The sequence below is a fragment of the Streptomyces sp. NPDC055400 genome (genome assembly GCF_053644375.1).
In genome coordinates this window covers 60,543-83,042 of sequence record NZ_JBSHLM010000010.1, presented here as the reverse complement: position 1 = coordinate 83,042, position 22,500 = coordinate 60,543, and the positions used below count along the sequence as shown (strand labels likewise).

Genomic DNA, 22,500 nt, shown 5'->3' with positions numbered 1-22,500 from the left:
CTGCCGTGCCGGGCGTCCGCGTCAGCCGACCCGCTTCTCCATGAGCGTCACCGCGTACTTGCTGCCGCCCGTGCCCGACTTGAACGGCTGCTCGCCCACCACCGCGTAGCCCGCCCGCTCGTAGTAGGCCCGCAGCCGGGGGTTCGTCGAGACACAGTCCAGGCGGCACAGGTCACGGCCCGCGGCGGCGACCCGCTCCTCGGCGTGCGCGAGCAGCGCGCGGCCCGTACCGGCCGGGGCGCCGCGCCGCACCATGAGGCGGTGCACATAGCCGGCCTCGGGCGGCCGGACACCCCACGCGGGCTCGTCGTCCCACCACAGCTCGTACGCGCCGACCCCTTCGGAAAGCGCGTCGCCGGCGAACCACACCTCGCCCTCCTTGATCCGGAGGCGGAAGTGGTCCTCGGTCTTCTCGCCGGGCTGCCACTGGTCGATGCCCTGCTCCACCATCCAGCGCGCCGCCCCGTCGTACAGGGCGACGAGCGCGGCGAGGTCGTCGGGTCCGTCGGTGGCCCCGCGGAACGTGAGTCGTGGCGTCATGGAGTCATGACCCCAAGGGGGCGGGAGCGGGCGCGAGTGCGACCAGGCGCCCGATGAGGTCGCCGAACGTCCCGTCGGCGGGCTCGTCCGCCAGGATGTGGCGCAGCAGCCCCGCCATCTCCTCGTCGTAGGCGGCGCTCACCGCGGCGAGCGCCGCGAAGTCGTGCACGAGCTGCGCCTCCAGCTCACGGCGCGGGATGCGCCGCCCGTCCAGCCAGATCAGCGCCGTGGACTCGGCGAGCGAGATCCACGAGCGCACCACCAGCTCCAGGCGGGGCGGCGGGTCGGTGACGCCGAGGTGCGTGAGGATCTGGACGTACGCGGCCTGCCGGACCGAGTCGATGAGCGCGTTCGTCGTCGACGAGCCGACGGCGGGGCCGCCCCGCATCAGCGCCGAGAAGCCGGGCCCGTGCTCGTCCACGAAGTCGAAGAACCGGCCCATGACCCGGATGAGCCGGGCCCCGAGCGGACCCTCCTGCGGCTCCACGAAGCGCTGCCCGAGATCGTCCGCCGCGCGCCTCAACGCCGCCTCGTACAGGCTGAGTTTGCCCGGGAAGTAGTGGTAGACCAGTGGCCGGGAAATGCCCGCGGCCGCGGCTATCTCGTCGATGGAGACGTCGTCGGGGGAGCGGTGGCTGAACAGTTCGAGTGCGACCCCGATCAACTGCTGCCGGCGCTCCTCGACTCCCATCCTGCGGCGCACCCCGGTTGTCATACGAACACCCTACCGAGCAATTCCGGCCCCGTGCGGGGCCGGTCCGCGTGAGCCGGTCACAGGTCCAGCACGAGCCGCTCCCCGCGCGCCCGGGAGACACAGATCAGCATCGAGTCGTCACGCTCCGAGTCCGTGAGCAGCTCGTCCCTGTGGTCGATCTCGCCCTCCAGGACCCGCTGTTGGCACGTCCCGCAGAACCCCTGCTCGCAGGAGTACGCCACACTCGGCACCTCGGCGCGCACCGCCGCGAGCACCGAAGTGCCCGCCGGTACGGGGACGGTGCGGCCGGTGCGCCGCAGTTCGACCTCGAACGGCCCGTTGCCGTCGGCCGACGTGTGCGGGGCGAACCGTTCGAGATGCAGCGCGCAGTGGCCGGGAAGCGCCGCCGCCACGGCCTCCATCAGCCCCTCCGGCCCGCAGCAGTAGACCGCGGTGTCCGGCGCCGCCTGTGCGAGCAGGCCCGCCAGATCGGGGCGCCCCTCCTCGTCCTCGGCGACGACGCGCACCCTGCCCCGCTCGCCGCCGAGCTTCTCCGCCTCCTCCAGGAACGGCATCGACGCGCGCGTGCGGCCCGCGTACAGCAGCCGCCAGTCCGCGCCCCGGGCTTCGAGGGCCCGCAGCATCGGCAGGACCGGCGTGATGCCGATGCCGCCCGCGACGAACACGTACGACGGGGCGCCGGCGGTGAGGGGGAAGCGGTTGCGCGGGCCGCGCACCTCGACCTCCGACCCCTCGTGCAGCTGCTCGTGCACCTCGCGCGAGCCGCCCCTGCCGTCCTCGATGAGCCGCGTCGCCACGGTGTACGACGAGGTGTCCTCGGGGTCACCGCACAGCGAGTACTGCCGGATCAGCCCCGACGGCAGGACGAGGTCGAGATGCGCGCCCGGCTCCCAGGCGGGCAGGTCCTGCCCCTCGAGGCGCAGTTGGACGACACCGTCGGCGACGGACTCGTGCCGCGCGACGAGGAGCCGCAGGGCACGCGCGCGCGGACGGCCCGAGACCGGCTCGTCGAGCGCGGGCATCGGCCACAGCGGGGACGCCTGGATGCGGCGGCGCAGGGCGCGGCGCGCGAGCAGGGCGGAGCCGGTGACGAGCAGGACGGTACGCAGCCGTGGGGTGCGGAGACGGGGCATGGTCAGACGGCTCCGTTCGAGGGCTTGGTGCTCGCCGCCGCGCTCGCCGCCGTCGCGGCGGGGGAGGTGGCCAGATAGGCGACCGCCTGCGCGGTGCTGCCCTCCTGGGAGGGGTGGTAGGAGCGGCTGAGATAGCGCGGGATGGACTTCACCATGGCGCCAGTGGAGGGCAGGACGCCCCGCTTCCCGCCCTGGTAGAACTCCTTGAACGACGCCTTGCCGTCGAGCACCGTCGGGTCGTTCTCCATGAAGAAGCGCGCCCCGCGCTGCCACAGGAACATCAGCGCCGAGAACGCGAGCGCCCAGGTCCGCACCCGGCGCCGGTAGCCGCCGTCGACGTGCTCGAACAGCTCGAAGGCGACCGAGCGGTGCTCGACCTCCTCCGCGCCGTGCCAGCGCAGCAGGTCCAGCATCGTGGGGTCCGCGCCCTTGCGGTCCAGCTCGTCCGCGTTGAGCACCCAGTCGCCGAGGAACGCCGTGTAGTGCTCGATCGCGGCGATGAGCGCGACCCGCTCCATCAGCCACCACTCGCGCGCCCGCCCCGGCGGCAGCGTCCGGTCACCGAGCAGCTTCTCGAAGAACCAGTCGACCTGCGCGGTGTACGGGGTCGGGTCGAGTCCTTGCTCCTTGAGGTGCGGCAGCACTTCGTCGTGGGCCTGCGAGTGCATGGCCTCCTGGCCGATGAACCCGATCACGTCCTCGCGGAGCCGATCGTCGCGGATGTACGGCAGGACCTGCTTGTAGACGTGCACGAACCAGCGCTCTCCGGCGGGCAGCAGGAGATGCAGCACGTTGATCGTGTGCGTGGTGAACGGGTCGTCCGGGATCCAGTGCAGCGGGGTCCTGTCCCAGGAGAAGGAGACCCTGCGTGCCTTGAGCGCGACGCGCTCGTCAGCGACGGGCCGCGGTGCCCGGCTCTGCTTATGAGACATGGCGTCAATGTACTGACGGGTAGGAGGCGGGTACACCCCTCGTGCGCCGATTTCTTTACGGAAGTGTCAGCAAGGGGTGTCCGCCGGGGCGCCGGCGGTTCAGCGCAGGGCGCCCACCTCGCGGCCTGTCGCCGTGCGGCCGGTCAGCTTCGTCCTGGCCCCCTGCCGGGTGGGCGCGGCGAGGACGTTGTCCGCGGCCCGGGCGCCGCCCGACGACGCGATCGACGTGACCTGCTTGCTCGCGGCGGCCACCACGTACCAGGTGCCGCCCCGCGACTTCCACAGCACGCCCGCGAGGACCAGCGGGTCCCGGCTGCCGCAGGCCGGGGTCCCCTCCGACTTCGCGGCGACCGCCGCCGTCGTCCCGCCGGGCGCCGTGAACAGGGCCAGCGTCCGCGCTCCGCCGCCCCGCCAGGTGTCGGCCCGCGCGCACGCCCAGTCCGCCGCGCCGCTGCCCTCCGGGAGCTGCTGGCGCGCGTACGACCAGGAGTTGACGGTGCGCACGCCGTGCGAGCGTACGGAGGTGAGGAAGCACGCCGAGTGCTGCCAGTCGGCCGCGACCGCCTCGCGCGGCGCGCCGGGACGGCCCGCCGTGAGATGGGCGGGCACGAGCTCGCCGAGGTCGGTGGAGAGGCGGGTGCCCGCGTCGTCCCGCAGGGCGAGCGCGTTCCACGACGTGCAGTCGCGGGCGAGCGCGGGGCTGGCGAACGGGGCCGTCACGCCGTCGGGGGCGCGGTCGATCGGCATCGGCGCCGCCGACGGACGCAGCAGGTTCCGCACGGCGGCGCTCCGCACCCAGGGCGCGGTCAGATAGCGCACGTTGCCGTCGGCCCGGTCCACGACCAGGGCGCCGGCCTCCGGGCCCGTGGCGCCGTCCGCCCGTGCGAAGTCGAGCGCGGCGCCGCTCGTGCCGTCCTTCGGCTCCGCGTACCGCACGATGCGAAGGCCGTCGTAGAACAGCACGATCCGCGCCTGGTCGACCTCGCCCGCGTACAGCAGCTGCGGGGGTCCGGGCGGGGCTCCGGCCTGGGTGCCCGGTGTCGCGGAGACCTGGACGGAGCCGCCCGGCCGCGCCCAGACCGCGAGGGCGCGCCGCAGCAGCGGCCGGTCGCCGGCCAGGGAGCCGCGCGCGGGCCACACCGAGAAGTCCGTACGGGCCGACGTCTGCCACGCCGTGGCCGGGACCCTCGTCAACTTGCCGGGATCCAGGGCGGCCAGGCCCGCCGGGTTCTGCGCGTACGCGGGCGCCGCGGCCCCCTCGGGGCCCCAGCCGCCGCCCGGCAGGCCGAGCAGCGCCCCGCACACCAGCGTCGCCGCGGCTGCCGCGATCACGGCCTTCACATGCTGCCTGCGCCGCATCAGATCGGGCGGCCTGGCCTGGAGCGAGCACGGGTCGAACTCCGTCGACTCCAGGAGGGCGAGCGCGTTCTTCCCCGCCGGCATGGTCACGCCGTCCGCCTCGGCGAGCGCCGCGTCCGGGTCCTCGGCACCGGCCGCGCCCAGCAGGTTCCGTACGGCGCTGTCGTCGAGCCGTTCGAGGCCGCGCAGGACGAACGCGGCGCGGCCGGGGCCGCTGAGCGCGGACAGCCCCTGGTCCAGGGCCAGTTCGTCGGCCCCGCCCGAGCGCGGGAAGAGCCGCAGACCCCACACCTGGGGAAGCAGCGGAGGCAGTTGGGAGCGCCGGGGCCAGGCCCTGCGCCGCAGCGGGCGGCCGGCGTCGAGCGCGGTGCGCAGGACCCGGAGCCGTACGAATCCGTAGCCCGGATCGCCGTTGCGCCCTTCGGCGGTGCGGGGCGCCGGGACGGCCGCGGCGTCGGCCGAGGCGCGGGCACGCGGCAGGGCGCGCTGGGTCAGGGAGTGCGCCGTGAGTACCCGGCGGTTGCGGCCGAGGCTGGGCGGGAGCACCAGATAGGCGAGCCGGACGAGCCGCGGGTAGTGCTCGACGAGAGCGGCCTCGGCCTGCTCCACGTCGACGACCGGACCGGGACGGGGGACGACATCCTGTGACTGCACCTTCGACAACACGTTCAGCTGAACGAGCGAATCGTCGGATGGTCACTTCACGGTGTCACCCCGGCTCCGGCTCCGGTTCGACCAGCAGGCGGGCGTAATTCGCCATCGACCTCTGGTATCGGGGCAGATGGGGCGCCAGCGCGCCGAGGACCAGTGACAGACCCTCGCGGTCCCGGCCCAGGCTGGACAGGCACAACGCCAGCGTGGCGCGCACGGCGTCGTCCAACTCGTCGGAGGGCGCGTCGAGTTCGGGCGTGAGAAGGGCCACACCTTCCTCGGGCCTGCCCGTGTTGCGCAGGGAGCTGGAGAGCTGGATCTTCGCGCGGCGGCCCCGGTAGCCGGACAGGCCGAGCTTCAGGGCCTCCTGGTACAGCGGCACGGCCCGGTCCGAGTGACCGGTCGAGTCGAACGCGCTGGCGCGCTCGAACGGGCCGAGCGGGCTGCCGTCCGGCAACTCGGCGACGAGGTCGTCGATGGCGGCACGGAAGTCGCCCGCGGTGGACGCTGCGGACCCGTCGGAGGCGTCGATGCTCGCCCACACCGCGCTCAAGCGCGCTTCCCAGTCTTCGCTGCTCATCGGGCCACCTTGGCACGGATGTGCCCACGCGGCACAGGGGTTTCGCCGGGATCCCGCACCCCCGAGCTCCCACGCCACCCGCGCCCCCGAACCCTCGCACCCCCGCGTCACCCGGCCGTCAGCCGCTTCCGGATCCGTTCCACCGCCTCGTCCGGCACCTCGAGCCCCTCGCGCACGTACGTCTCGAAGTCCCCGTACTGCACCGCCACCTCGTCCTGCGCGGCGTGCAGGTACGACGCCTGTACGCCGATCAGCGCGAGCGCGATCTCCGGGTCGCCGCCCTGCGCGGTGAACCCCTCGACGAGCGGCGCGAAGGCCTCCCGTACCGCCGAGTTGACCGACAGGTACTCCGACTCCAGGGCCGCCTGGTCCGCGCCGAGGAGCGTCAGAACGACCGCCGCGGCCCAGCCGGTGCGGTCCTTGCCCGCGGTGCAGTGGAAGAGCAGCGGGCCCGCGTCGGGGTCGGCCAGTTCGGTCAGGAGCGTGCGGTAGGCGGCCCGCGCGGACTTCGTGGAGACGAGGGCGCGGTAGGTGTCGGCGAAGAGTGACTCGGCGCGCCCGCCGCCGAGCTTCTCGTCGGCGAGCGCCGGGTCGGACAGGACATGCCTGAGCTGCGCGGAGACGGGTGCGGCCCCGGTCTGGGCGATCTTGTCGGCGAGCGCGTCCGCGACCAGGACATGGACGCCGTCGGGGACGTGGTCGGGGTGGGAGGCGCGCTCGCTGTTGGTGCGGAAGTCGACGATCGTGCGGATGCCGAGCGCGGCGAACGCCGGATCGGTCGCGGGGTCGAGCCGGTCGAGCTGCCCGGACCGCAGGGCGAGGCCCGGGCGTACGGTGCGTCCGCCGGGCAGCGGGATCCCGCCGAGGTCACGGAGGCTGGCGACGGTGGTGGCGGGGATCGCGGGCATGGGCGGGACTCCAGAGGTCGCAGCCGTGACCGGATTCACGGCTTTTGTCCCGCCCATTCTGGCCCAGGGCCCGCCGCTACCCGAGCTGCCAGCCCCCGAACTCCACGGTGCCGCGCGCCCCGCCGCCCCCGTTCGTCGCCGTCATGAACAGCCCCACGTCCTGCGTCGCCGCCGCCCCCGGCACCGCCACGGCCGCGACGGTCCGCCAGGTCGCCCCGTCGTCCGTCGAGCACTCACCCGTGTACGAGCCGCCGGACCGCGTCAGCCTCAGCGTCACCGGCGCCTTGATCCCGGTGATGCGCCGGTACGTGTCGAGCGTGCCGTCCCCGTTCGTGTCGTACGACAGCACGACCCCGTTGGACGGCGTCACGGAGAGGTTCAGGAAGCCCGGGGAGCCGGGCGTCGCCAGGGAGTTGCGGACGATGAGGCCGGCCCGCGCCCACGGGCCCGTGGCGGCCTGCGCGGTCACCGTGACCTCAGCCGACGAGCCGTCCGTGAAGGCGCCCTCGCGGTACGCCGAGCCGAACTCCGTGGTTCCCTTCCACAGGTCGGTGCCCGCCCCGTCGATCGCGTACCGGTCGCCCAACTGCCCGAAGACGGCGGCATTGCTGGTGACGGTCCGCCAGGCACTGTCGAGCGGCCCGGCCTCGAAGAGCGTCCCCGCGTGGACCGACGCCACCCGGCCCTCGCCCTGCGGCCCGTACCGCACGGTGAGCTCGTACGGCAGCGGGCGCAGCGGCCGGTCCAGGGGCGTGCCGGGAGCGCTCGCCTGCCAGCGGACCGTGCCCGAGCCCGCGGGCGCGACGCTCGCCAGGGACGTGGAGCCCTCGGGCGCGGCATCGATGCCGGACAGCGTGAAGTCCACGCGCCCGGTCGCCCGCAGCCCGTTGACGTTGCGGAAAGCGGCCTCCACGCGCGCGTGCCCGCCGGGAGGGAACGCGGCCGGCTGGGCGGTGACGGTCAGCGAGCCCTGGTAGGGCGCCCGCGCGAGCACGTCACGTACGCGCGCCGCCGTCTTGTAGGCGTCCCCGATGGGCCGCAGCGGATAGTCCTTGCGCTCCACGGTCCACGGCTCCTCGAACGCGAACCAGTCGACGGCCGCGGGCGCCGACCCCGTGGCCAGCGCGTCCTCCAGGGCGTCCAGCCACTTCTGCCAGCGCGGCACGTAGAAGTCGGACATCAGCCCGTGCCACTCGCGGTTGGCGTACTCGTGCAGGTTCCCCGGGTCGGACGTGGCGCGGTCGCCCCACACCGTGATGAGCACCTTCGCCGTGCGCTCGAACTCGGCGCGCTCGGCGTCGCTCGTCGCGAGCCGCCGCGCCTCGTCGATCCACGGCCCGAGCAGGAACGCCGGATGCGTCCCCGTCACGTCGTCGGACAGCCGCATCAGCTTCAGCCACAGCGTCGCCAGGCTCCGGAAGGCGTCCCGGTCCTTCCTCGCGTACGCGGCCCGCAGCTGCGGCAGGAGCTGACGCGAGCGGTGCGCGAGCGCCTGCCGCGCCACGTCCACCAGGTCGTACTTGTACGCGGCGGAGCTCCGCAGCCCGCCGGCCACGCCGAGCAGTCCGCTCAGGGCCGCGTCGAAGCGGCCCGGGTCGTAGGCCAGGGCGCGGGGCGCGTACTCGGCGGCCCGGTTCGCGGCCAGGTCGGGACGGGCACAGAACAGGGAGTCGTGCGCGTCGCTGCGCTCCACCGCCGTGTGCTGGTACGCGGTGTCGTGCAGGGCGCGCCAGGCCGCCCGAGCGTCCGCGTCCCGGCCTCCGTAACGGAAATCGGCGTACCCGGAGAACCAGGCCGCCCGGTCCACCTTGCCCTCGGTCCAGGCGAGTTCGGAGAACAGCTCGAAGGCGGCCGGGTCGCGGTCGGTGCCCTCCGGCATGAAGGCCGTGCCGGCGAGCGCGCTGCCCGGCTTGTCCCGCCACGCGAAGAACTTCTCGTTCCAGATGTGCGCGCGGGCGCCGATGGTGGTCCGCCCGCCGAAGTTCGGGATCGTGCCGAAGGCGTAGGGCGTGCCGCCCCAGTCCTTCTCGCGGTCGGTGACGGCCGTGAAGCGGTCACAGACGCCGTCGACGATCAGCATGCGCTTCTTGTCGATCGCGTCGATGAGCGCGGGCAGCGGGTTGGCCTCCCAGCCGAGAATCACCCACGTGGCTCCCGGGTGCGCCTTCTGCAGGGCCTTCTCGACGCCGCGCGCCGCGTCCGGCACGGGCACGTCACCGGCTGTGCCGCCCTCGTGCAGCAGGTCCATCTTGAAGTGCCCGGCCGCGCCGAACAGGTCCCGCTGATGTCCGTAGAACGACGCGGCCACGTCGGCGAAGGACTGCGTGCGCGGGTCGAGCCAGTCGGGCCGGTCGAAGCCGTGCCAGGTGCCCTGCGCGACGACGTGCGCGTCCCCGCCGTTGCGCTCCACGAAGCCGTGGGGAACGTGCCCGTAGTAGCCGGGGAACACGGGCGACATGCCGAGCTCGCGCAGCCTGTCCGTGATCCTGCGGCCCAGTGCGACGCGCTTCGCGATGAGTTCGGGCGAGAGCGGTCCGCCGTACCCCGACAGGTTCTGCAGGAGCCACCACGGCTGGTGCGTGGGCGCCGGCAGCCAGGCGCGCGACTCCGCGTCGCTGTACCCGAAGTCCTTCAGGACGCGCTCGTACACGGCCTCCGTGCCCGCGATGACGAGGACCTCGTTGCACCCGTGCAGCGCGAGGACGTCGATCATCCGCTCCCAGTACGGCCAGTCCGCGTACGGCGCGGTGTAGCCGTCGTTCGTGTCGTTGAGGGCGAACCGGTGGGGGAGCGCGGTGGATCTCTCCAGCGGGCGCGGGGGCGCCGGCAGGGTCTTCGGCAGGTCGAGCTGGCTGCCGTTCCACGCGATGTGCGCCCCGCAGACGTACTTGAGATACCAGTGAACTCCCGTGAGCAGCACGGCCGGTGTCGTGCCGGCCACCTCGACTCTCCCCCGCGTGCCCGTCACCCGGAACCGGTCGCCGCCGCCCGGCGCGGAGAGGAACCTGAGACGGAACTGGTCCGCGTGACCCGGGAGCAGTCTGTTGAGTGCGGAGCGTACGGGAGCCGTATCGAAGGCAGGGCCCTCGGCGGCGTGAGCCGTGACGGGGAACCCCGCGGCGGCTCCCAGGCCGATGGCGCCGGCGGTGCCGAGGACGGAACGTCGCGACGGTGCGTAGGCGGTCATAGATGGTCTGCCCCCTGTGTCGGATGGTGCGGCGCACGGTAACCCTGTGACCCCCCTTGCTCAACGCTGTGTACGGAGCTGGCGAGTTCGTGTCGCCGCACGGGACGGAAGGAAACGATGGGAATGACGCGAGGCATGCGGCGCATATGGGTGACCGGGGCGGTGGTCTCGCTGGCGGTCCTGACCGGCTGCGGATCGAGCGCCGACGGCGTGCCGAAGACCGCGACCGGCAGCCTGGAACAGCTCGCGGCCAGGGCGAAGTGCAGGCCCGACATCCAGACGGACGCCGACGAGCTGCGCCAGGCCACCTGCGGCGACGGCCGGGACCGCTACATCCTCGCTACCTTCGCCACCGACCGCGGCCAGGCCGAGTGGCTCGACCAGGCCGACGACTACGGCGGCACGTATCTGATCGGCCGCCGGTGGATCGCGGTCGGCGACGAGAAGGCGGTCACAGTGCTGCGCGGCCGGCTCGGCGGGACCGTGGAGAAGTCCTCCTCGCACCACTCGGGGAGTAGTGGCGGGGGTCACGAGGAGGACGGGCACTCCGGGCACTGACGGTCACCGCGCGAGCCGACCGCGCAGCAGTCGACGGGGGTCAGGCCGTCAGGTACAGCGCTGACCCCGGTTGATGCAGCTCGCGACGCGCTTCATCAGGCCGTCGTCGAAGACGTTGATGAAGTCGCCGTGGTCGGTCACGGGCTTGTGCAGCTGCTCGGGGAACGAGTCGACGGCGAATCCGGGGCCGGGCGGGACGTCGTACACGATGCGCTGCCGCAGCTGCGGGATCGCCTGGAAGCCCTGCGGGCAGGCCCCGCTGTTGGGGTCGGCGAAGGCGACGTGCGTACGGTGGTTGGCGCTGTCGGTGTTGCGCCCGTCCCAGCAGCTCTGGAACTTGAACGACCGCACGACCTTGCTGCCCTCAGGGCAGATCGGGTACTTGTCCTTGAGCTGGCGGTCCTCGAAGCCGGTGCAGCTCCAGGACGCGTTCGCGTTCGCGTCGCCGTTGGTGAAGGCCTTGGCGTCACCGGTGATGATGCGCAGGAACCGCGGCATGGCGACGACCTTGCCGGCTGGATTTCCCACGAACTTCAGCGTGACCGAGGCAGGTGTCTGGATCTCGCCGACATTCTGGTCCTTGCCGCCGCCGTCGGCCTGCGCGTCGTTCTCGTCCTTTCCGTTCTGGAGGCGCAGAACAGGCCAGTAATAGGTCGACTTGTCGCCCTGATTGCGGCAGCTCGTGTCGCCATTCGCAAGATCGTCGTCACTGGCGAAAGCGTCGTTCGCCTGATTTCCCACGTAGTCGTGCATATGGTGCGCGCCATTGCTCACACCGGGCGCCACGATGACGTTGTCGGGATTGAACTTGCCGTTCTCGTTCCGCCCGCATTTCGTGGTGAACGTGCCGCGGGAGGCGGCCTGCTGGTTGGGCGGCGCCTTCACGTTGGGCTGGACGGAGTTGATGTCGACGAAGTCGGAGGCGTCGGGGCCGTTGCCGTTCTGCTGAGCGCCTCCCTGCCCGTCGTCCTGTCCGCCACCCTGCTGTCCGCCGTCCCCTTGCCGGCCGCCGTCCTGCTGGCCGCTGTCCGCGGGGGCGGACGGTGCAGCGGAGCCGGCCGGGGGGCTGCCGTCGGTGCCGGCCGACCTGGCCGTGCAGGCCGCGAGGTCCTTCATGCCCTCGGGGGCCGTCCCGCCCGCCCGGCTGATCTCCAGGCTGATCCGGTCGATGAGGGTCGAACGCCGCTCCTTCAACGGCTGCAGAATGCTGTTCTGCACGAAGTCGGGGTCCCGCGCCGCCGCGTCCCGCGAGGCCGCGAGGCGCTGGTACGACTCGGTGATCTGGCTGTCCATCGTGGCCAGTTCGCCGTCGACCTCCGACCGCGCGGCGTCCGGCACGTCGGAGAGCCCGTTGCCCACGTCGGGGCAGTCGATGGTGGCGACCTGCTGCTGTTGCTGCTCCGCGCCGTCGCCGCGCTGCGCCGGGTTCTCCTCGTGGGCGGACGCGTAGACGTTCACCGCGACCAGCCCTCCTCCACCCAGGAGCAGTGCGGCCGACGCGACCGTCATGCGCGTCGCGAGTGACGAGCGCCGTTTTCGTGATGTGCGTCCCATGGAGCTACGTACGCACCACACGGGCCCCTTGTTCAAAGAGAGCACCGGTGATTTCCCGGCGGAATCTCAACGGCCCTGATCCAGATAGGCGATGACGGCGAGAACCCGCCGGTTGTCGTCGTCCGACACCGGAAGTCCCAGCTTCAGAAAGATATTGGAGGTGTGTTTCGCGATCGCCCGTTCCGTGACGACGAGTTGGCCCGCGATGGCCGCATTCGACCGGCCCTGCGCCATGAGTTCCAGAACCTCCATTTCGCGCGGTGTCAGACCGCCGAGCGGCGCGTCGGCGGCCCGCCGCGAGAGGATCTCCTTGATCACCTGCGGGTCCATCGCGGTCCCGCCCGCGGCGACCCGGCGCACCGCGTCGATGAACTGGTCCGCGTCGAACACCCGGTCCTTCAGCAGATAGCCGATCCCGCCGTTCCCGTCGGCGAGCAGCTCGCGCGCGTACAGCTGCTCCACGTGCTGCGACAGGACGAGGACCGGCAGCCCCGGCCGCGCCCGCCGTGCGGCCAGCGCGCACTGCAGCCCCTCGTCCGTGTGCGAGGGCGGCAGCCGTACGTCGACGACCGCTACGTCCGGCTGCAACTCGGCCAGCGCCTTGGTCAGTTCGGGCCCGCTCTCGACGGCCGCGGCGACCTCGAAGTCGTACGCCTCCAGCATCCGCACCAGGCCGTCGCGGAGCAGGAAGAGATCTTCGGCTAGGACAACGCGCAAGGAATCTCCATCGTCACCATGGTCGGACCGCCCGCGGGGGAGCTGACGGCGAGGACGCCGTCGAATGTACCGAGCCGGCGCTCGATCCCGCTCAGCCCCGACCCCGCCCCGATACGCGCCCCGCCCTTGCCGTTGTCGGTGACGGCGATCCGCAGCATGCCCGCCGCCCCGGTGTGGTGCACGTCGACCCAGATGCGGTCGGCCCCCGAGTGCTTGACGGCGTTCGTGAGGACCTCGCTGACGGCGAAGTACGCCGCCGACTCGACGGGTGCCTCGGCGCGGCCCGACAGGTCCACGTCGACGTCGGTGGCGACCGGCAGCCGCAGCGCGAGCGCCTTCACCGCGTCACCGAGGCCGCGCTCGGCGAGGACCGGCGGATGGATGCCGCGGACCAGGTCGCGCAGCTCGGTGAGGGCGTCGGCGGAGGACCTGCGGGCCTGCGCGAGCAGCTCCTTGGCCTTCCGCGGGTTCTTCTCGATGAGCGCCTCGATCGTGCCGAGGTCCATGCCCATGGCGACGAGGCGGGCCTGTGCGCCGTCGTGCAGGTCACGCTCGATGCGGCGCAGTTCCGCGGCCGAGGTGTCGACCGCGTCGCGCCGCGTCTGTGTCAGCACCTCGACGCGGGCGGCCAGTTCGCCCTCGTCCGGGGTGACGACCGCGCGGGTCAGCTGGAAGTGGGCGCGCAGCAGGAGCGGGGCCGTGAAGTAGCCGGCGACGAGGAGCGCGGTGGCGAGGCCGGCCGCCAGGAACGCGGAGCCCTGGCCGCTGATGGGCACGAACCCGTACCACCAGCCGACATACGTGCCGTCCGTGAAGACGCGCCACAGGCCCGCCGCGAGGGCGTATCCCTCAAGGGGATAGAAGAGGAGCGCGGCCGGCAGGAGCGCGGTCGCGAACCCGGCCGTCATGTCGACGGGCAGCCACAGCAGGTCCCGCCAGGTCGCCGGGTCACCGAGCATCAGCCGGCACCGCTCCGCCTGCCCGACGAGCCCGGTCCGCATGTCGGCGGGGAAGGGCCGGTACGCCGCCGGGATGCGGATCCCGTACCACTCGGCGGCGGCGACGCGCCGCCGGTTCGCCCAGGACCTGACCAGGGAGAGCACAGCCGGAGTGGTGAGCACACCGACACCCAGGACGGTGAACACGATCGACAGGACGGACAGCACGAAGAGGGTGAGCGACCCGGCGAACCCCGCCACCGCCAGCACGAGGCCGCGCGCCCCCGCCACCAGGGCGCGGCGTGCCCGCCCGCCGCTCTTGCCCGACGCGTCCATCCCGCTCTCCGTCCACCGCCCGACCCGTTCGCCCCCAGTCTCCCCGGCCGGGGCCGTACAGGGCATGGGGCCGGGCACCCGTCCGGGGTGTACCTGGCACCACCTCCGGGGGACCCTGGGCTTCAGCCCGCCAGGACCTTCGCCTCCGTCGCCGGGTCGAGGCCGAGCACCGGCCGGTCCGGGCGCTGCGGGGCCTTCCCGCCGATGGACTCCAGCCAGGCCCAGGTGTCGGCGACGGTCTCCTCGACGGGCCGGCAGCGCAGCCCCGCCGCGACCGCCTTCGCCACGTCGGCGCTGTGCAGCGCGGCATGCATGTCACCGCCCGGCGGCACCCACACCGGCAGCTGCATCCACGGCTCGATCCCGGCCGCGGTGATCACTTCGGGAGCGGTCCAGCGCAGGTCGGCATCGCCCCCGGTGGCCCGGACGCAGGCGTCGAGCAGTCCGCCCATGGTCGTGTGCCCGGAGGGGCTGATCACGGTGTACGGGCCGCTCAGTCCGGCCTGTGCCGCATCGAGGACCCAGGCGGCGAGGTCGCGTACGTCGATGTACTGGAGCGGCAGTTCGCGGGGGCCGGGTGCGAGCACGGGGCCGCCCCGTGCGATCCGCCCCAGCCACCAGGGGAGCCGGCCGATGTTCTCGTACGGGCCGAGGATCAGACCGCACCGCACCAGCAGGGAGCGGTCCGCGCCGAAGGCGCCGACCGCCGCGAGCTCGCCGCCCCGCTTGTCCCGTGCGTAGTCCGTCCGCTCCGCGTCGGGCGAGGCACCGTCGACGACCGGGGCGTCCTCGGTGTAGCCGGGCGGGGGCGCCCACGTGTACACGGACGAGGTCGACACGTACACGTAGCGGCCCGCGCGCCCTGCGAGCAGCCGGGCGGAGTCGCGGACCGCGCGGGGCGCCGCCCCCCAGGTGTCCACGACGACGTCCCACTCGCCCTCGCTCTGCGCGAGCGCGGCGAGCCCGCCGTCCGTGTCTGCCAGGGTGCGGTCCCCGTGCAGGGACCGCACCCCTTCGGGCGCCGCGTGCTGCCCGCGGTGGAAGACCGTCACGTCCCAGGACCGGGCGACCGCGGCCTCCACCACCGCGCGCCCCACGAATTCCGTACCGCCGAGTACCAGAAGTCTCATACCGGTGACTCTGCCCGCTCGGGACGTGTCAGGGAATCCGTTTCTGCCCGTGGGAGAACCATTCGGCCGGGGACGGCCGGCGGACGGCGCTCCGCTCGACGGTCAACGCGTGGCCGGCGGGGCGTACTTGTAGCCGACCCGCCGCACCGTCTGGATCACCTGACGGTGCTCGGCCCCGAGCTTGCGCCGCAGCCGCGCGACATGGACGTCGACCGTCCGTCCGTCGCCCACGTGCCCGTAGCCCCACACCGTGGTCACCAGCTGGTCGCGGGTGTGCACCCGGTGCGGATGCGCGACGAGGTGCGCGAGCAGCTCGAACTCCAGGTAGGTCAGGTCGAGTCGGCGCCCGTCGACCTGCGCGGTGCGCTGTGTGCTGTCGATGCGGACGAGCGCGTCGGTGGCGGTGGCGCTGTCCTGCGGAGCGGCTTCGGGCCGCCGCCCGGGCTCGTCGGGCACCGGGAGCAGCGGCTGCTGGTCCGCCGGTACGAGGACCAGGTAGCCGATCATCGGGGGCCGGCCCGGCAGCGTGGGCAAGGTGTGCGGGGGAGCGGGCAGCCAGGTCGCGCCCGGCGGCAGGAAGTCGGCGACATCCACCACCTCGTCCCGGTCGACGGCGCGCAGCCGGTGACGGCCGGAGGCGACGGGGGAGGGGGCGGAGGTCACCGGGGAAGCGGTGGTGAAGGAACGGGTGTTCGCCATGAGTGGTCAACTCTTTCGCGCGAGGAGTCATCGAGATCATCGAGAACTGCGAGGTCACAGAAGGACCTACGTCGTGCGCGCGGGCCGAACGCCGGGGTGAATCGGCTTTAGAGGGCCTGCGCGTTCTCCGCGCGGCAACACACCCGGTCGAAGTCGTGGTGCTGACGGGAAGGCCAGAAGGGCTCGAGGTCGTGGCGACCCGTCGCGGTGTCGTGGAAGCTGGCCATGGCTCCATTGAAGCAGACGGGGTCGCGGGGCAGGACCCCCCTCTCACGGGTCGGACGGCACCTTGGCGTGAACTTGACGCTGTGCGAGGTGCGCGGCGACGCGAAGGGCGCCCACCGGACCGGTGGGCGCCCTTCGGGAATCAGGTGCCGCGGATCAGACCTGGCCGGCCTTCTCCAGAGCGGTGCAGCAGGTGTCGACGATCAGGCGCGTCACGACGTACGGGTCGACGTTCGCGTTCGGACGGCGGTCCTCGATGTAGCCCTTGCCGTCCTTCTCGACCTGCCACGGGATGCGGACCGAGGCACCGCGGTCGGAGACGCCGTAGCTGTACTCGTTCCACGGGGCGGTCTCGTGCAGACCCGTCAGACGGTCGTCGATGCCCGCGCCGTAGTTCTTGACGTGGTCCATCGGCTTCGAGCCCTCGCCGAGCGACTCGCACGCGGTGATGATCGCCTCGTACCCCTCGCGCATCGCCTTCGTGGAGAAGTTGGTGTGCGCGCCGGCGCCGTTCCAGTCGCCCTTGACCGGCTTCGGGTCGAGGGTCGCGGAGATGTCGAAGTCCTCGGCGGTGCGGTACAGCAGCCAGCGGGCCACCCACAGCTGGTCGGAGACCTCGAGCGGGGCGAGCGGGCCGACCTGGAACTCCCACTGGCCGGGCATGACCTCGGCGTTGATGCCGGAGATCCCGAGGCCCGCCTTGAGGCAGTTGTCCAGGTGCGCCTCGACGACGTCACGGCCGAAGATCTCGTCCGCGCCGACACCGCAGTAGTAGCCGCCCTGCGCCGCCGGGAAGCCGCCCACGGGGAAGCCGAGCGGGCGCTCGCCCTCGAAGAACGTGTACTCCTGCTCGATGCCGAAGACCGACTCCTGCGCGGCGAACTTCTCCGCGACCTCGGCGAGCGCGGCACGGGTGTTGGACTCGTGCGGCGTCATGTCGATGTTCAGGACCTCGCACATGACGAGGATGTCGCCGCCGCCGCGGATCGGGTCCGGGTAGGAGGCGACGGGACGCAGCACGCGGTCGGAGGCGTGGCCCTTGGCCTGGCTGGTGCTCGAACCGTCGAAGCCCCAGATCGGCAGCTCTTCGAGCGCCGGCGCGGAACCCGCGATGATCTTCGTCTTCGAACGGAGCTTGGCCGTCGGCTGGGTGCCGTCGATCCAGATGTACTCAGCCTTGAACGTCACGGGGCCACATCCTTCGGGTGGGTCTGTACGGCGCAGTCATGTGCGGGTGCGGCGCCTCGGTGTGCTGCTCCGCAGACTGTCAACAGGCGATTTCCCGTCCGTTGCCCGTATGTGAACCCCGTGTTACCCGAGCCCTCCTGTGGCCGGAGTCACGTTTCGCCGGACGGCCCCGGCCCGCGCACGTCATGGGGGCACGCGCGCGGGCCGGGGCCGTGGGCCTGGTGGGCCTGTGAGGTCAGCCCACCTTCTCTATACGTGCGTTACGGATGAGGAATTTGCCCGGTTCGCGAACCTGCTCGAACGCCGAGTTGTTCAGCAGGACGCAGCTCCCGGAGACGGATGTGACCTCGACGGACGTGGACTTGCCGTTGTCCAGGTTGGTGACCTTGAGCTTCGTCCCGGCGGGGAACTGCCCGCTGGACGCGGCGGGCGCGCCGCCCTCACCGGACAGCGTCACGGTCGAACCCGCACAGACCTGCTCACCGGCGGCGTCCCCTCCTGCGTCACCGGCGCCGCCGGCCGCGTCCGTGGGGCCGGGTTCGGCGGTGACGGTGTCCGGCGGCGCGGCGGTCACCGTCTCCATGCCGCCGGCCGCGTCATCGGAACCGGCCCCGGCTCCGGCCGCGTCATCGGCCCCGGCTCCGGCCTGCGCTCCGGTCTGCGCCCCCTCCCCGGCCTCGCAGCCGGACGCCGCCTCCTTGCGCCGGATCTCCGCGATGACCGCTTCCCGGTTGGCGATGCGGGCCTCGGACTGCGCGTCCGGGGCGGCCCGCTGCCCGTCGATGAACTTCTGGTTGTTGGCGATCGCGGTCTCCAGGCCCTGGCAGACCTGGGCGTTCTGCGCGACCGGCGCCGCATTGCCCGTACTCGCGAGAGCGAACGCCGCGCCACCGGCGACGAGGGCAGCGCTCACCGCGAGCGCGGCCTTCTTCCGGGGGCCCATCCTTCTCCTGCGGGACATGTCCGCCTCCTGTCGTCGTTACGAACGTCGGTGCGCGCACCGTTACGTACGGGTAACTGGAGGGCGGAACTCAACCGACCCAAGGGAAGCTCAAGTAACGTATGTCACACGCCAGTTGGGCCCACAGGGTGAGTCCGTCGCGGCTCAGTGGCGTCCGAGCGCGTCCCGGACCGCGTCCTCGCTGCGCGCCACCACGGCCGTACCGTCCTCCGCCGTGATGATCGGCCGCTGGATGAGCTTCGGGTGCGCGGAGAGGGCCGCGATCCACCGGTCGCGCGAACCCGCGTCCCGCGCCCAGTCCTTCAGGCCGAGCTCCTTCGCGTCGGCCTCCTGCGTCCGCGTGATGTCCCACGGCTCCAGCCCGAGCCGCTCCAGGACGGCGCGGATGTCGTCCTCGGACGGCACGTCCTCCAGGTAGCGCCGCACCGTGTAGTCGGCGCCCTCCGCGTCGAGCAGGGAGAGTGCGCTGCGGCACTTCGAACAGGCGGGGTTGATCCAGATTTCCATGGGGCCAAAGGTACGGGAAAGGCCTTGTGGCCAGCGGCTATTGTCAGTGCCCGGCAGTAGAATCGAGGAAGTGTTCGAGGGAGCGACCGGGGCCGCGCAGGGCCTCGGAAGGTCTCCCTCCCGCGACAGGAGGATGTCTGTGCCCGCTGCCGCACCGATGCTGATCGACGTGCCCTGCAAGCCACTCGCGAAGAAGGCCCTGCCCGCGGGACGGCCGCGTGACTGGTACATCACGCACAACCGCCGCCTCAAGGCCATGCGCCTCGCGATCGCCCTGCTCGACTCGGGCGTCTACCTCCCGAACCAGGCCCACAACCGGACGATACGGAGCACGGCGGAGCGCGTCGGTATCCATCCGCCGTCGGACACCACCTGCCACATGGTGCGCGCGCTGATGCGCTACAGCCGCTGACGACCAGGTGCGCCGCCCGCCCGTTGTCCTGCTCGACGGGCGGGCGGCGCACGGCAGTTCACTCACTTCCCGGCCGGGGCCGGTCCCGCCAGCTCCTTCTCCAGTGGCGTACGGAAGCGGGGGGTGATCCGCGCCTCGCCCACCCACTCCTGGAGCCTCGCGGCCTGCGCCTCGACGGCGGCCGCGCCCTGACGGCCCACGTCCGCGAGCAGCCGCCACCGGACGGTGCCGTCCTTGCCCTGCGCCCACCCGCCGGCGATCCGCCCGTCCCACCACACGGTGGGCCCGATGTTGCCCGCCCCGTCGAAGAGCGGCGCGCGCAGCTCCGGCGGCAGATACCAGTCGCGCTGCTGCCAGCCCATCGCGCTCGGGTCGAGACCGGGGAGCAGGGCCGCCCACGGCTCGGTGCCGGCGCTGACCGGCTCGACGGCGTCGGGGAGCACGAACCCGGCTCCCTCGTCCAGCTCCACCTCGACCGCCCCGACGGCCGCGAGCGCCCTGCGTACGTCGGTGACCTTCCATCCCGTCCACCACTTCAGGTCGGCCTCCGTGGCCGGACCGCACGAGCCGAGCCAGTGCCGGAGCAGCTCCGACTGGGCTTGTGCCACGGGGAGTTCGGGGTGCGCGGGCATGAGCGCCCATCGGAACTGGCTGGACGTCCACGACCCGCGGGGCCGCCCGTGCACGACGCGCCCCTCCATGCCGAGGACCCGCAGCAGCCGCGTCGAGATCGACTGCCACGCCTCGTACTTCTTGCCGGGCGCGTACAGCAGCTGCGTACGCAACCGCGGCTCGTCCTCGGCGAGTTCCGCCGCGGTCGCCTCGCCGCGCGCCCCGATCGCCGCCAGCGTGCCCGCCTCGACCTCCGCGAGCCACGCGGCGTCGTGCTCGCTGCCCGCCTCCAGATGCTTGACGAAGGAGGCACGCTCCCGCGCGGCGACCGCCACACCCGTCGACGCGTGCACCACGGCCGTGAGCGCGGCGGGGAACACGAACACCGTGTGCCGCATGCCGTGCATCCGCACCAGGGAGCGGTCCGTATACAGGGCGCGCTCCACGTCGGCGACCGTCTTCGACGGGTCCCGCAGGCGCGCGCCCACCGCCAGATACACGGTGGCCGGGTCCGTGCCGTGCAGTGCCACGAGCGACCCGGCGACCTCCTCGGCGGAGCCGGCCCGCGCGGCGGGCGCGAGCCGCTGCCCGGCCGCGAGCCTGGCCCGCCGCTCCGGCGCCCCGATGTGCCGACGCCGACCACTCACAAGGACCTCCCAGGGCTGTTCGTCCGACCGTGCCCCCCATCCTGCCCCGGCCCCCGGGCCCGTTCACCTGTTTGCCGTACCCGGCATGCCGCCCGGGCCCCGGCCGCCTTCACTGAGGTGACGGCAGCGGAACGGGCAGCGGGAGGCGTGATGTCGGTACATGGCATACGGGGCGCGGTGGCCGGGCTGCTCGTGGCTGTGGTGCTCCTCGCGGCGGCCGGCTGCTCGGACAACGACACCAGCCCCTCCCACGCGGTGTCCAAGGCCGCGTCCGCCGCGTCGTCCGTGGCGTCCCGGGGCGGTGACGTGGTCGCCTCCGCCACCGCGAAGGCGCAGGAGGAACTGGACCGCGTCAAGGGCGGCGTGAACGCCAAGGGCGACATCCGCCTCGGCGACGTCGCGAAGGGCGGCGACCGGATCACGGTGCCTGTCACCGCCACCAACAGCTCGGACTCCAAGGCGTCGTACGCGGTACAGGTCAACTTCCGCGACAGCGGCGGCAACCTTCTCGACACGGTCGTGGTCTCGGTCGACGACGTGGACAAGGGCAAGTCCAAGGAGGCGACGGCCCGCAGCAACCGCACCCTCACCGGCGAGGTGAAAGCGGACGTCGGCAGAGCGCTACGGCACTAGCCGTGCCCGCCCCCGCAGACCACGCGGACGGTGCCGCATGACCACTCCCCAAGCCCGGGCCGCCCTGGGCAAGGAGGCCCGCAAGCGCGCGTCACGCTCCTCGCACGGGGCGTGGATCCCCTCCGCCGACCGCGTCGACCCCGTCGTCGTACTGGAACGGCAGGCGGCCGACCGCGTCGCCGAGCTGCTGCCCATCCGGTACGGGCGGATGGCGGCCTCCCCGTTCGCGTTCCTGCGCGGCGCCGTCGCCGTCATGACCGGCGACCTGGCGACCCAGCGCGCCACCGGCCTCACCGTCCAACTCTGCGGCGACGCCCACCTGTTGAACTTCGGACTCTTCGCGTCGCCGGAACGGTCCCTGCTCTTCGACGTCAACGACTTCGACGAGACCAGCCCGGGCCCCTTCGAATGGGACGTGAAGCGGCTGGCCGCGAGCGTGGCCGTCGCCGCCCGCGACAACGGGCACACCGACACCCAGGCCCTCAGCTCGGCCCGCGCGGCCGCCGCCGCGTACCGCACCGCGATGCGCCGGCTCTCCGGGATGGGCGAACTCGCCGTCTGGTACGAGCACATCAACGCGCACCAGCTGCTGCCCCTCATCCGCTCGGGCCGCAGCCGGCGCCGCGTCCAGGCGACCCTCGCTCACGCCACCCGCCGCACCAGCCTCCACGCGCTGGGCAAGCTCACCGAGGTCGTCGACGGGCGCCGCCGCATCATCCGGGACCCGCCGCTCCTCGAACCGGCGAGCACCCCCGACACGGCCACGGTGCGCAAACTGTTCAGCGACTACCGCTCCACCCTCGCCGAGGAACGCCGCCGCCTCCTCGACCGCTACCGCTTCGTCGAGGCCGCCCGCAAGGTCGTCGGCGTCGGCAGCGTCGGCACCCGCTGCTTCATCGTGCTGCTCGAAGGGCGCGACGCCGACGACCCGCTGTTCCTCCAGATCAAGGAGGCCACCCGGTCCGTCATCGAGGAATACCAGCCGCACGGCCCGTACGTGCACCCGGGCCACCGCGTCGTCGCGGGCCAGCGCCTGCTCCAGGCCTCCGGTGACATCTTCCTCGGCTGGATGACCGGCCCCCAGGGCCGCGCCTTCTACTGGCGTCAGCTGCGCGACATGAAGGGCTCCGCCGACGTCGCAGGCCTCGGCCCGGAGGAACTGCGCGCCTACGCCGAACTGTGCGGCACCGCACTGGCCCGCGCCCATGCCCGCTCGGGCGACCGCATCGCCATCTCCGGCTACCTCGGCCGCGCCGACATCTTCGACCGCGCTGTGGCCGACTTCGCGCTGTGCTACACCGACCAGAACGCCGCCGACCACACGGCCCTGCGCAAGGCGGCGTCGGAGGGCCTGATCACGATCGCGCCGGGCGTCTGA

General features: G+C 72.6%; 21 protein-coding genes. 4 read left to right on the top strand and 17 right to left on the bottom strand.

The features are described from left to right. Positions 1 to 21 precede the first annotated feature (21 nt). The 8 genes from ACWIGU_RS25845 to ACWIGU_RS25810 form a co-directional block, all read right to left on the bottom strand. Entirely contained in the window at positions 22 to 540 is a 519-nt protein-coding gene (locus ACWIGU_RS25845; protein ID WP_454404084.1) for a GNAT family N-acetyltransferase, read from the bottom strand. Between the two features lie 4 nt (positions 541 to 544). Further along, positions 545 to 1,255, bottom strand: coding sequence for a TetR/AcrR family transcriptional regulator (locus tag ACWIGU_RS25840; protein WP_356284420.1), 711 nt, complete (start codon positions 1,253 to 1,255; stop codon positions 545 to 547). A gap of 56 nt (positions 1,256 to 1,311) precedes the next feature. Continuing rightward, the gene (locus ACWIGU_RS25835; protein ID WP_454404083.1) at positions 1,312 to 2,388 is read right to left on the bottom strand and encodes a PDR/VanB family oxidoreductase; all 1,077 of its coding nucleotides are present in this window, start codon (positions 2,386 to 2,388) and stop codon (positions 1,312 to 1,314) included. A gap of 2 nt (positions 2,389 to 2,390) precedes the next feature. Then, positions 2,391 to 3,320, bottom strand: coding sequence for a metal-dependent hydrolase (locus ACWIGU_RS25830; protein ID WP_454404082.1), 930 nt, complete (start codon positions 3,318 to 3,320; stop codon positions 2,391 to 2,393). A gap of 99 nt (positions 3,321 to 3,419) precedes the next feature. Beyond that, the gene (locus ACWIGU_RS25825) at positions 3,420 to 5,333 is read right to left on the bottom strand and encodes a hypothetical protein (protein WP_454404081.1); all 1,914 of its coding nucleotides are present in this window, start codon (positions 5,331 to 5,333) and stop codon (positions 3,420 to 3,422) included. A 55-nt stretch (positions 5,334 to 5,388) separates the two neighbouring features. Continuing rightward, on the bottom strand, positions 5,389 to 5,910 hold the full coding sequence (locus ACWIGU_RS25820; protein WP_454404080.1) for a tetratricopeptide repeat protein: 522 nt from the start codon (positions 5,908 to 5,910) through the stop codon (positions 5,389 to 5,391). Between the two features lie 107 nt (positions 5,911 to 6,017). Beyond that, on the bottom strand, positions 6,018 to 6,818 hold the full coding sequence (locus tag ACWIGU_RS25815) for a tyrosine-protein phosphatase (protein ID WP_454404079.1): 801 nt from the start codon (positions 6,816 to 6,818) through the stop codon (positions 6,018 to 6,020). Positions 6,819 to 6,894: 76 nt separating this feature from the next. After that, on the bottom strand, positions 6,895 to 10,005 hold the full coding sequence (locus ACWIGU_RS25810; protein WP_454404078.1) for an alpha-N-acetylglucosaminidase: 3,111 nt from the start codon (positions 10,003 to 10,005) through the stop codon (positions 6,895 to 6,897). Between the two features lie 117 nt (positions 10,006 to 10,122). On the opposite strand from ACWIGU_RS25810, the gene ACWIGU_RS25805 reads away from it, so the two are divergent. Next, positions 10,123 to 10,563, top strand: a complete 441-nt coding sequence (locus ACWIGU_RS25805) for a hypothetical protein (protein ID WP_454404077.1) — start codon at positions 10,123 to 10,125, stop codon at positions 10,561 to 10,563. 48 nt (positions 10,564 to 10,611) lie between these two features. Here ACWIGU_RS25805 and ACWIGU_RS25800 read toward each other — a convergent pair whose 3' ends face one another. The 8 genes from ACWIGU_RS25800 to ACWIGU_RS25765 all read right to left on the bottom strand — a co-directional run bounded on the left by ACWIGU_RS25800 (position 10,612) and on the right by ACWIGU_RS25765 (position 18,818). Further along, the gene (locus ACWIGU_RS25800; RefSeq protein WP_454404076.1) at positions 10,612 to 12,117 is read right to left on the bottom strand and encodes a DUF1996 domain-containing protein; all 1,506 of its coding nucleotides are present in this window, start codon (positions 12,115 to 12,117) and stop codon (positions 10,612 to 10,614) included. A 66-nt stretch (positions 12,118 to 12,183) separates the two neighbouring features. Beyond that, positions 12,184 to 12,834: a response regulator transcription factor gene (locus ACWIGU_RS25795; RefSeq protein ID WP_454404075.1), complete on the bottom strand. Its 651-nt coding sequence runs from the start codon at positions 12,832 to 12,834 to the stop codon at positions 12,184 to 12,186. Further along, entirely contained in the window at positions 12,819 to 14,108 is a 1,290-nt protein-coding gene (locus ACWIGU_RS25790) for a sensor histidine kinase (protein ID WP_454404074.1), read from the bottom strand. The genes ACWIGU_RS25795 and ACWIGU_RS25790 overlap by 16 nt, the downstream gene beginning before the upstream one ends. Positions 14,109 to 14,230: 122 nt before the next feature. Then, on the bottom strand, positions 14,231 to 15,238 hold the full coding sequence (locus ACWIGU_RS25785) for an NAD-dependent epimerase/dehydratase family protein (RefSeq protein ID WP_454404073.1): 1,008 nt from the start codon (positions 15,236 to 15,238) through the stop codon (positions 14,231 to 14,233). Positions 15,239 to 15,340: 102 nt separating this feature from the next. After that, positions 15,341 to 15,937 carry a winged helix-turn-helix domain-containing protein gene (locus ACWIGU_RS25780; protein WP_454404072.1) on the bottom strand — a complete coding sequence of 199 codons (597 nt, stop codon included), beginning with the start codon at positions 15,935 to 15,937 and terminating at the stop codon, positions 15,341 to 15,343. Positions 15,938 to 16,318: 381 nt separating this feature from the next. Beyond that, on the bottom strand, positions 16,319 to 17,350 hold the full coding sequence (gene glnII, locus ACWIGU_RS25775) for a glutamine synthetase (RefSeq protein WP_356284453.1): 1,032 nt from the start codon (positions 17,348 to 17,350) through the stop codon (positions 16,319 to 16,321). A gap of 235 nt (positions 17,351 to 17,585) precedes the next feature. After that, complete coding sequence (locus ACWIGU_RS25770) at positions 17,586 to 18,311, bottom strand: hypothetical protein (RefSeq protein ID WP_454404071.1); 726 nt, start codon at positions 18,309 to 18,311, stop codon at positions 17,586 to 17,588. Between the two features lie 144 nt (positions 18,312 to 18,455). Further along, positions 18,456 to 18,818, bottom strand: a complete 363-nt coding sequence (locus tag ACWIGU_RS25765; RefSeq protein WP_326776101.1) for an arsenate reductase family protein — start codon at positions 18,816 to 18,818, stop codon at positions 18,456 to 18,458. Between the two features lie 133 nt (positions 18,819 to 18,951). On the opposite strand from ACWIGU_RS25765, the gene ACWIGU_RS25760 reads away from it, so the two are divergent. Next, on the top strand, positions 18,952 to 19,230 hold the full coding sequence (locus tag ACWIGU_RS25760) for a hypothetical protein (RefSeq protein WP_454404070.1): 279 nt from the start codon (positions 18,952 to 18,954) through the stop codon (positions 19,228 to 19,230). Between the two features lie 62 nt (positions 19,231 to 19,292). On the opposite strand, the gene ACWIGU_RS25755 is transcribed toward ACWIGU_RS25760, so the two are convergent. Further along, positions 19,293 to 20,489 carry a winged helix DNA-binding domain-containing protein gene (locus ACWIGU_RS25755; protein ID WP_454404069.1) on the bottom strand — a complete coding sequence of 399 codons (1,197 nt, stop codon included), beginning with the start codon at positions 20,487 to 20,489 and terminating at the stop codon, positions 19,293 to 19,295. Positions 20,490 to 20,639: 150 nt separating this feature from the next. On the opposite strand from ACWIGU_RS25755, the gene ACWIGU_RS25750 reads away from it, so the two are divergent. After that, complete coding sequence (locus ACWIGU_RS25750) at positions 20,640 to 21,122, top strand: FxLYD domain-containing protein (protein WP_454404068.1); 483 nt, start codon at positions 20,640 to 20,642, stop codon at positions 21,120 to 21,122. Positions 21,123 to 21,159: 37 nt separating this feature from the next. Continuing rightward, positions 21,160 to 22,500 carry a DUF2252 domain-containing protein gene (locus ACWIGU_RS25745; protein ID WP_454404067.1) on the top strand — a complete coding sequence of 447 codons (1,341 nt, stop codon included), beginning with the start codon at positions 21,160 to 21,162 and terminating at the stop codon, positions 22,498 to 22,500.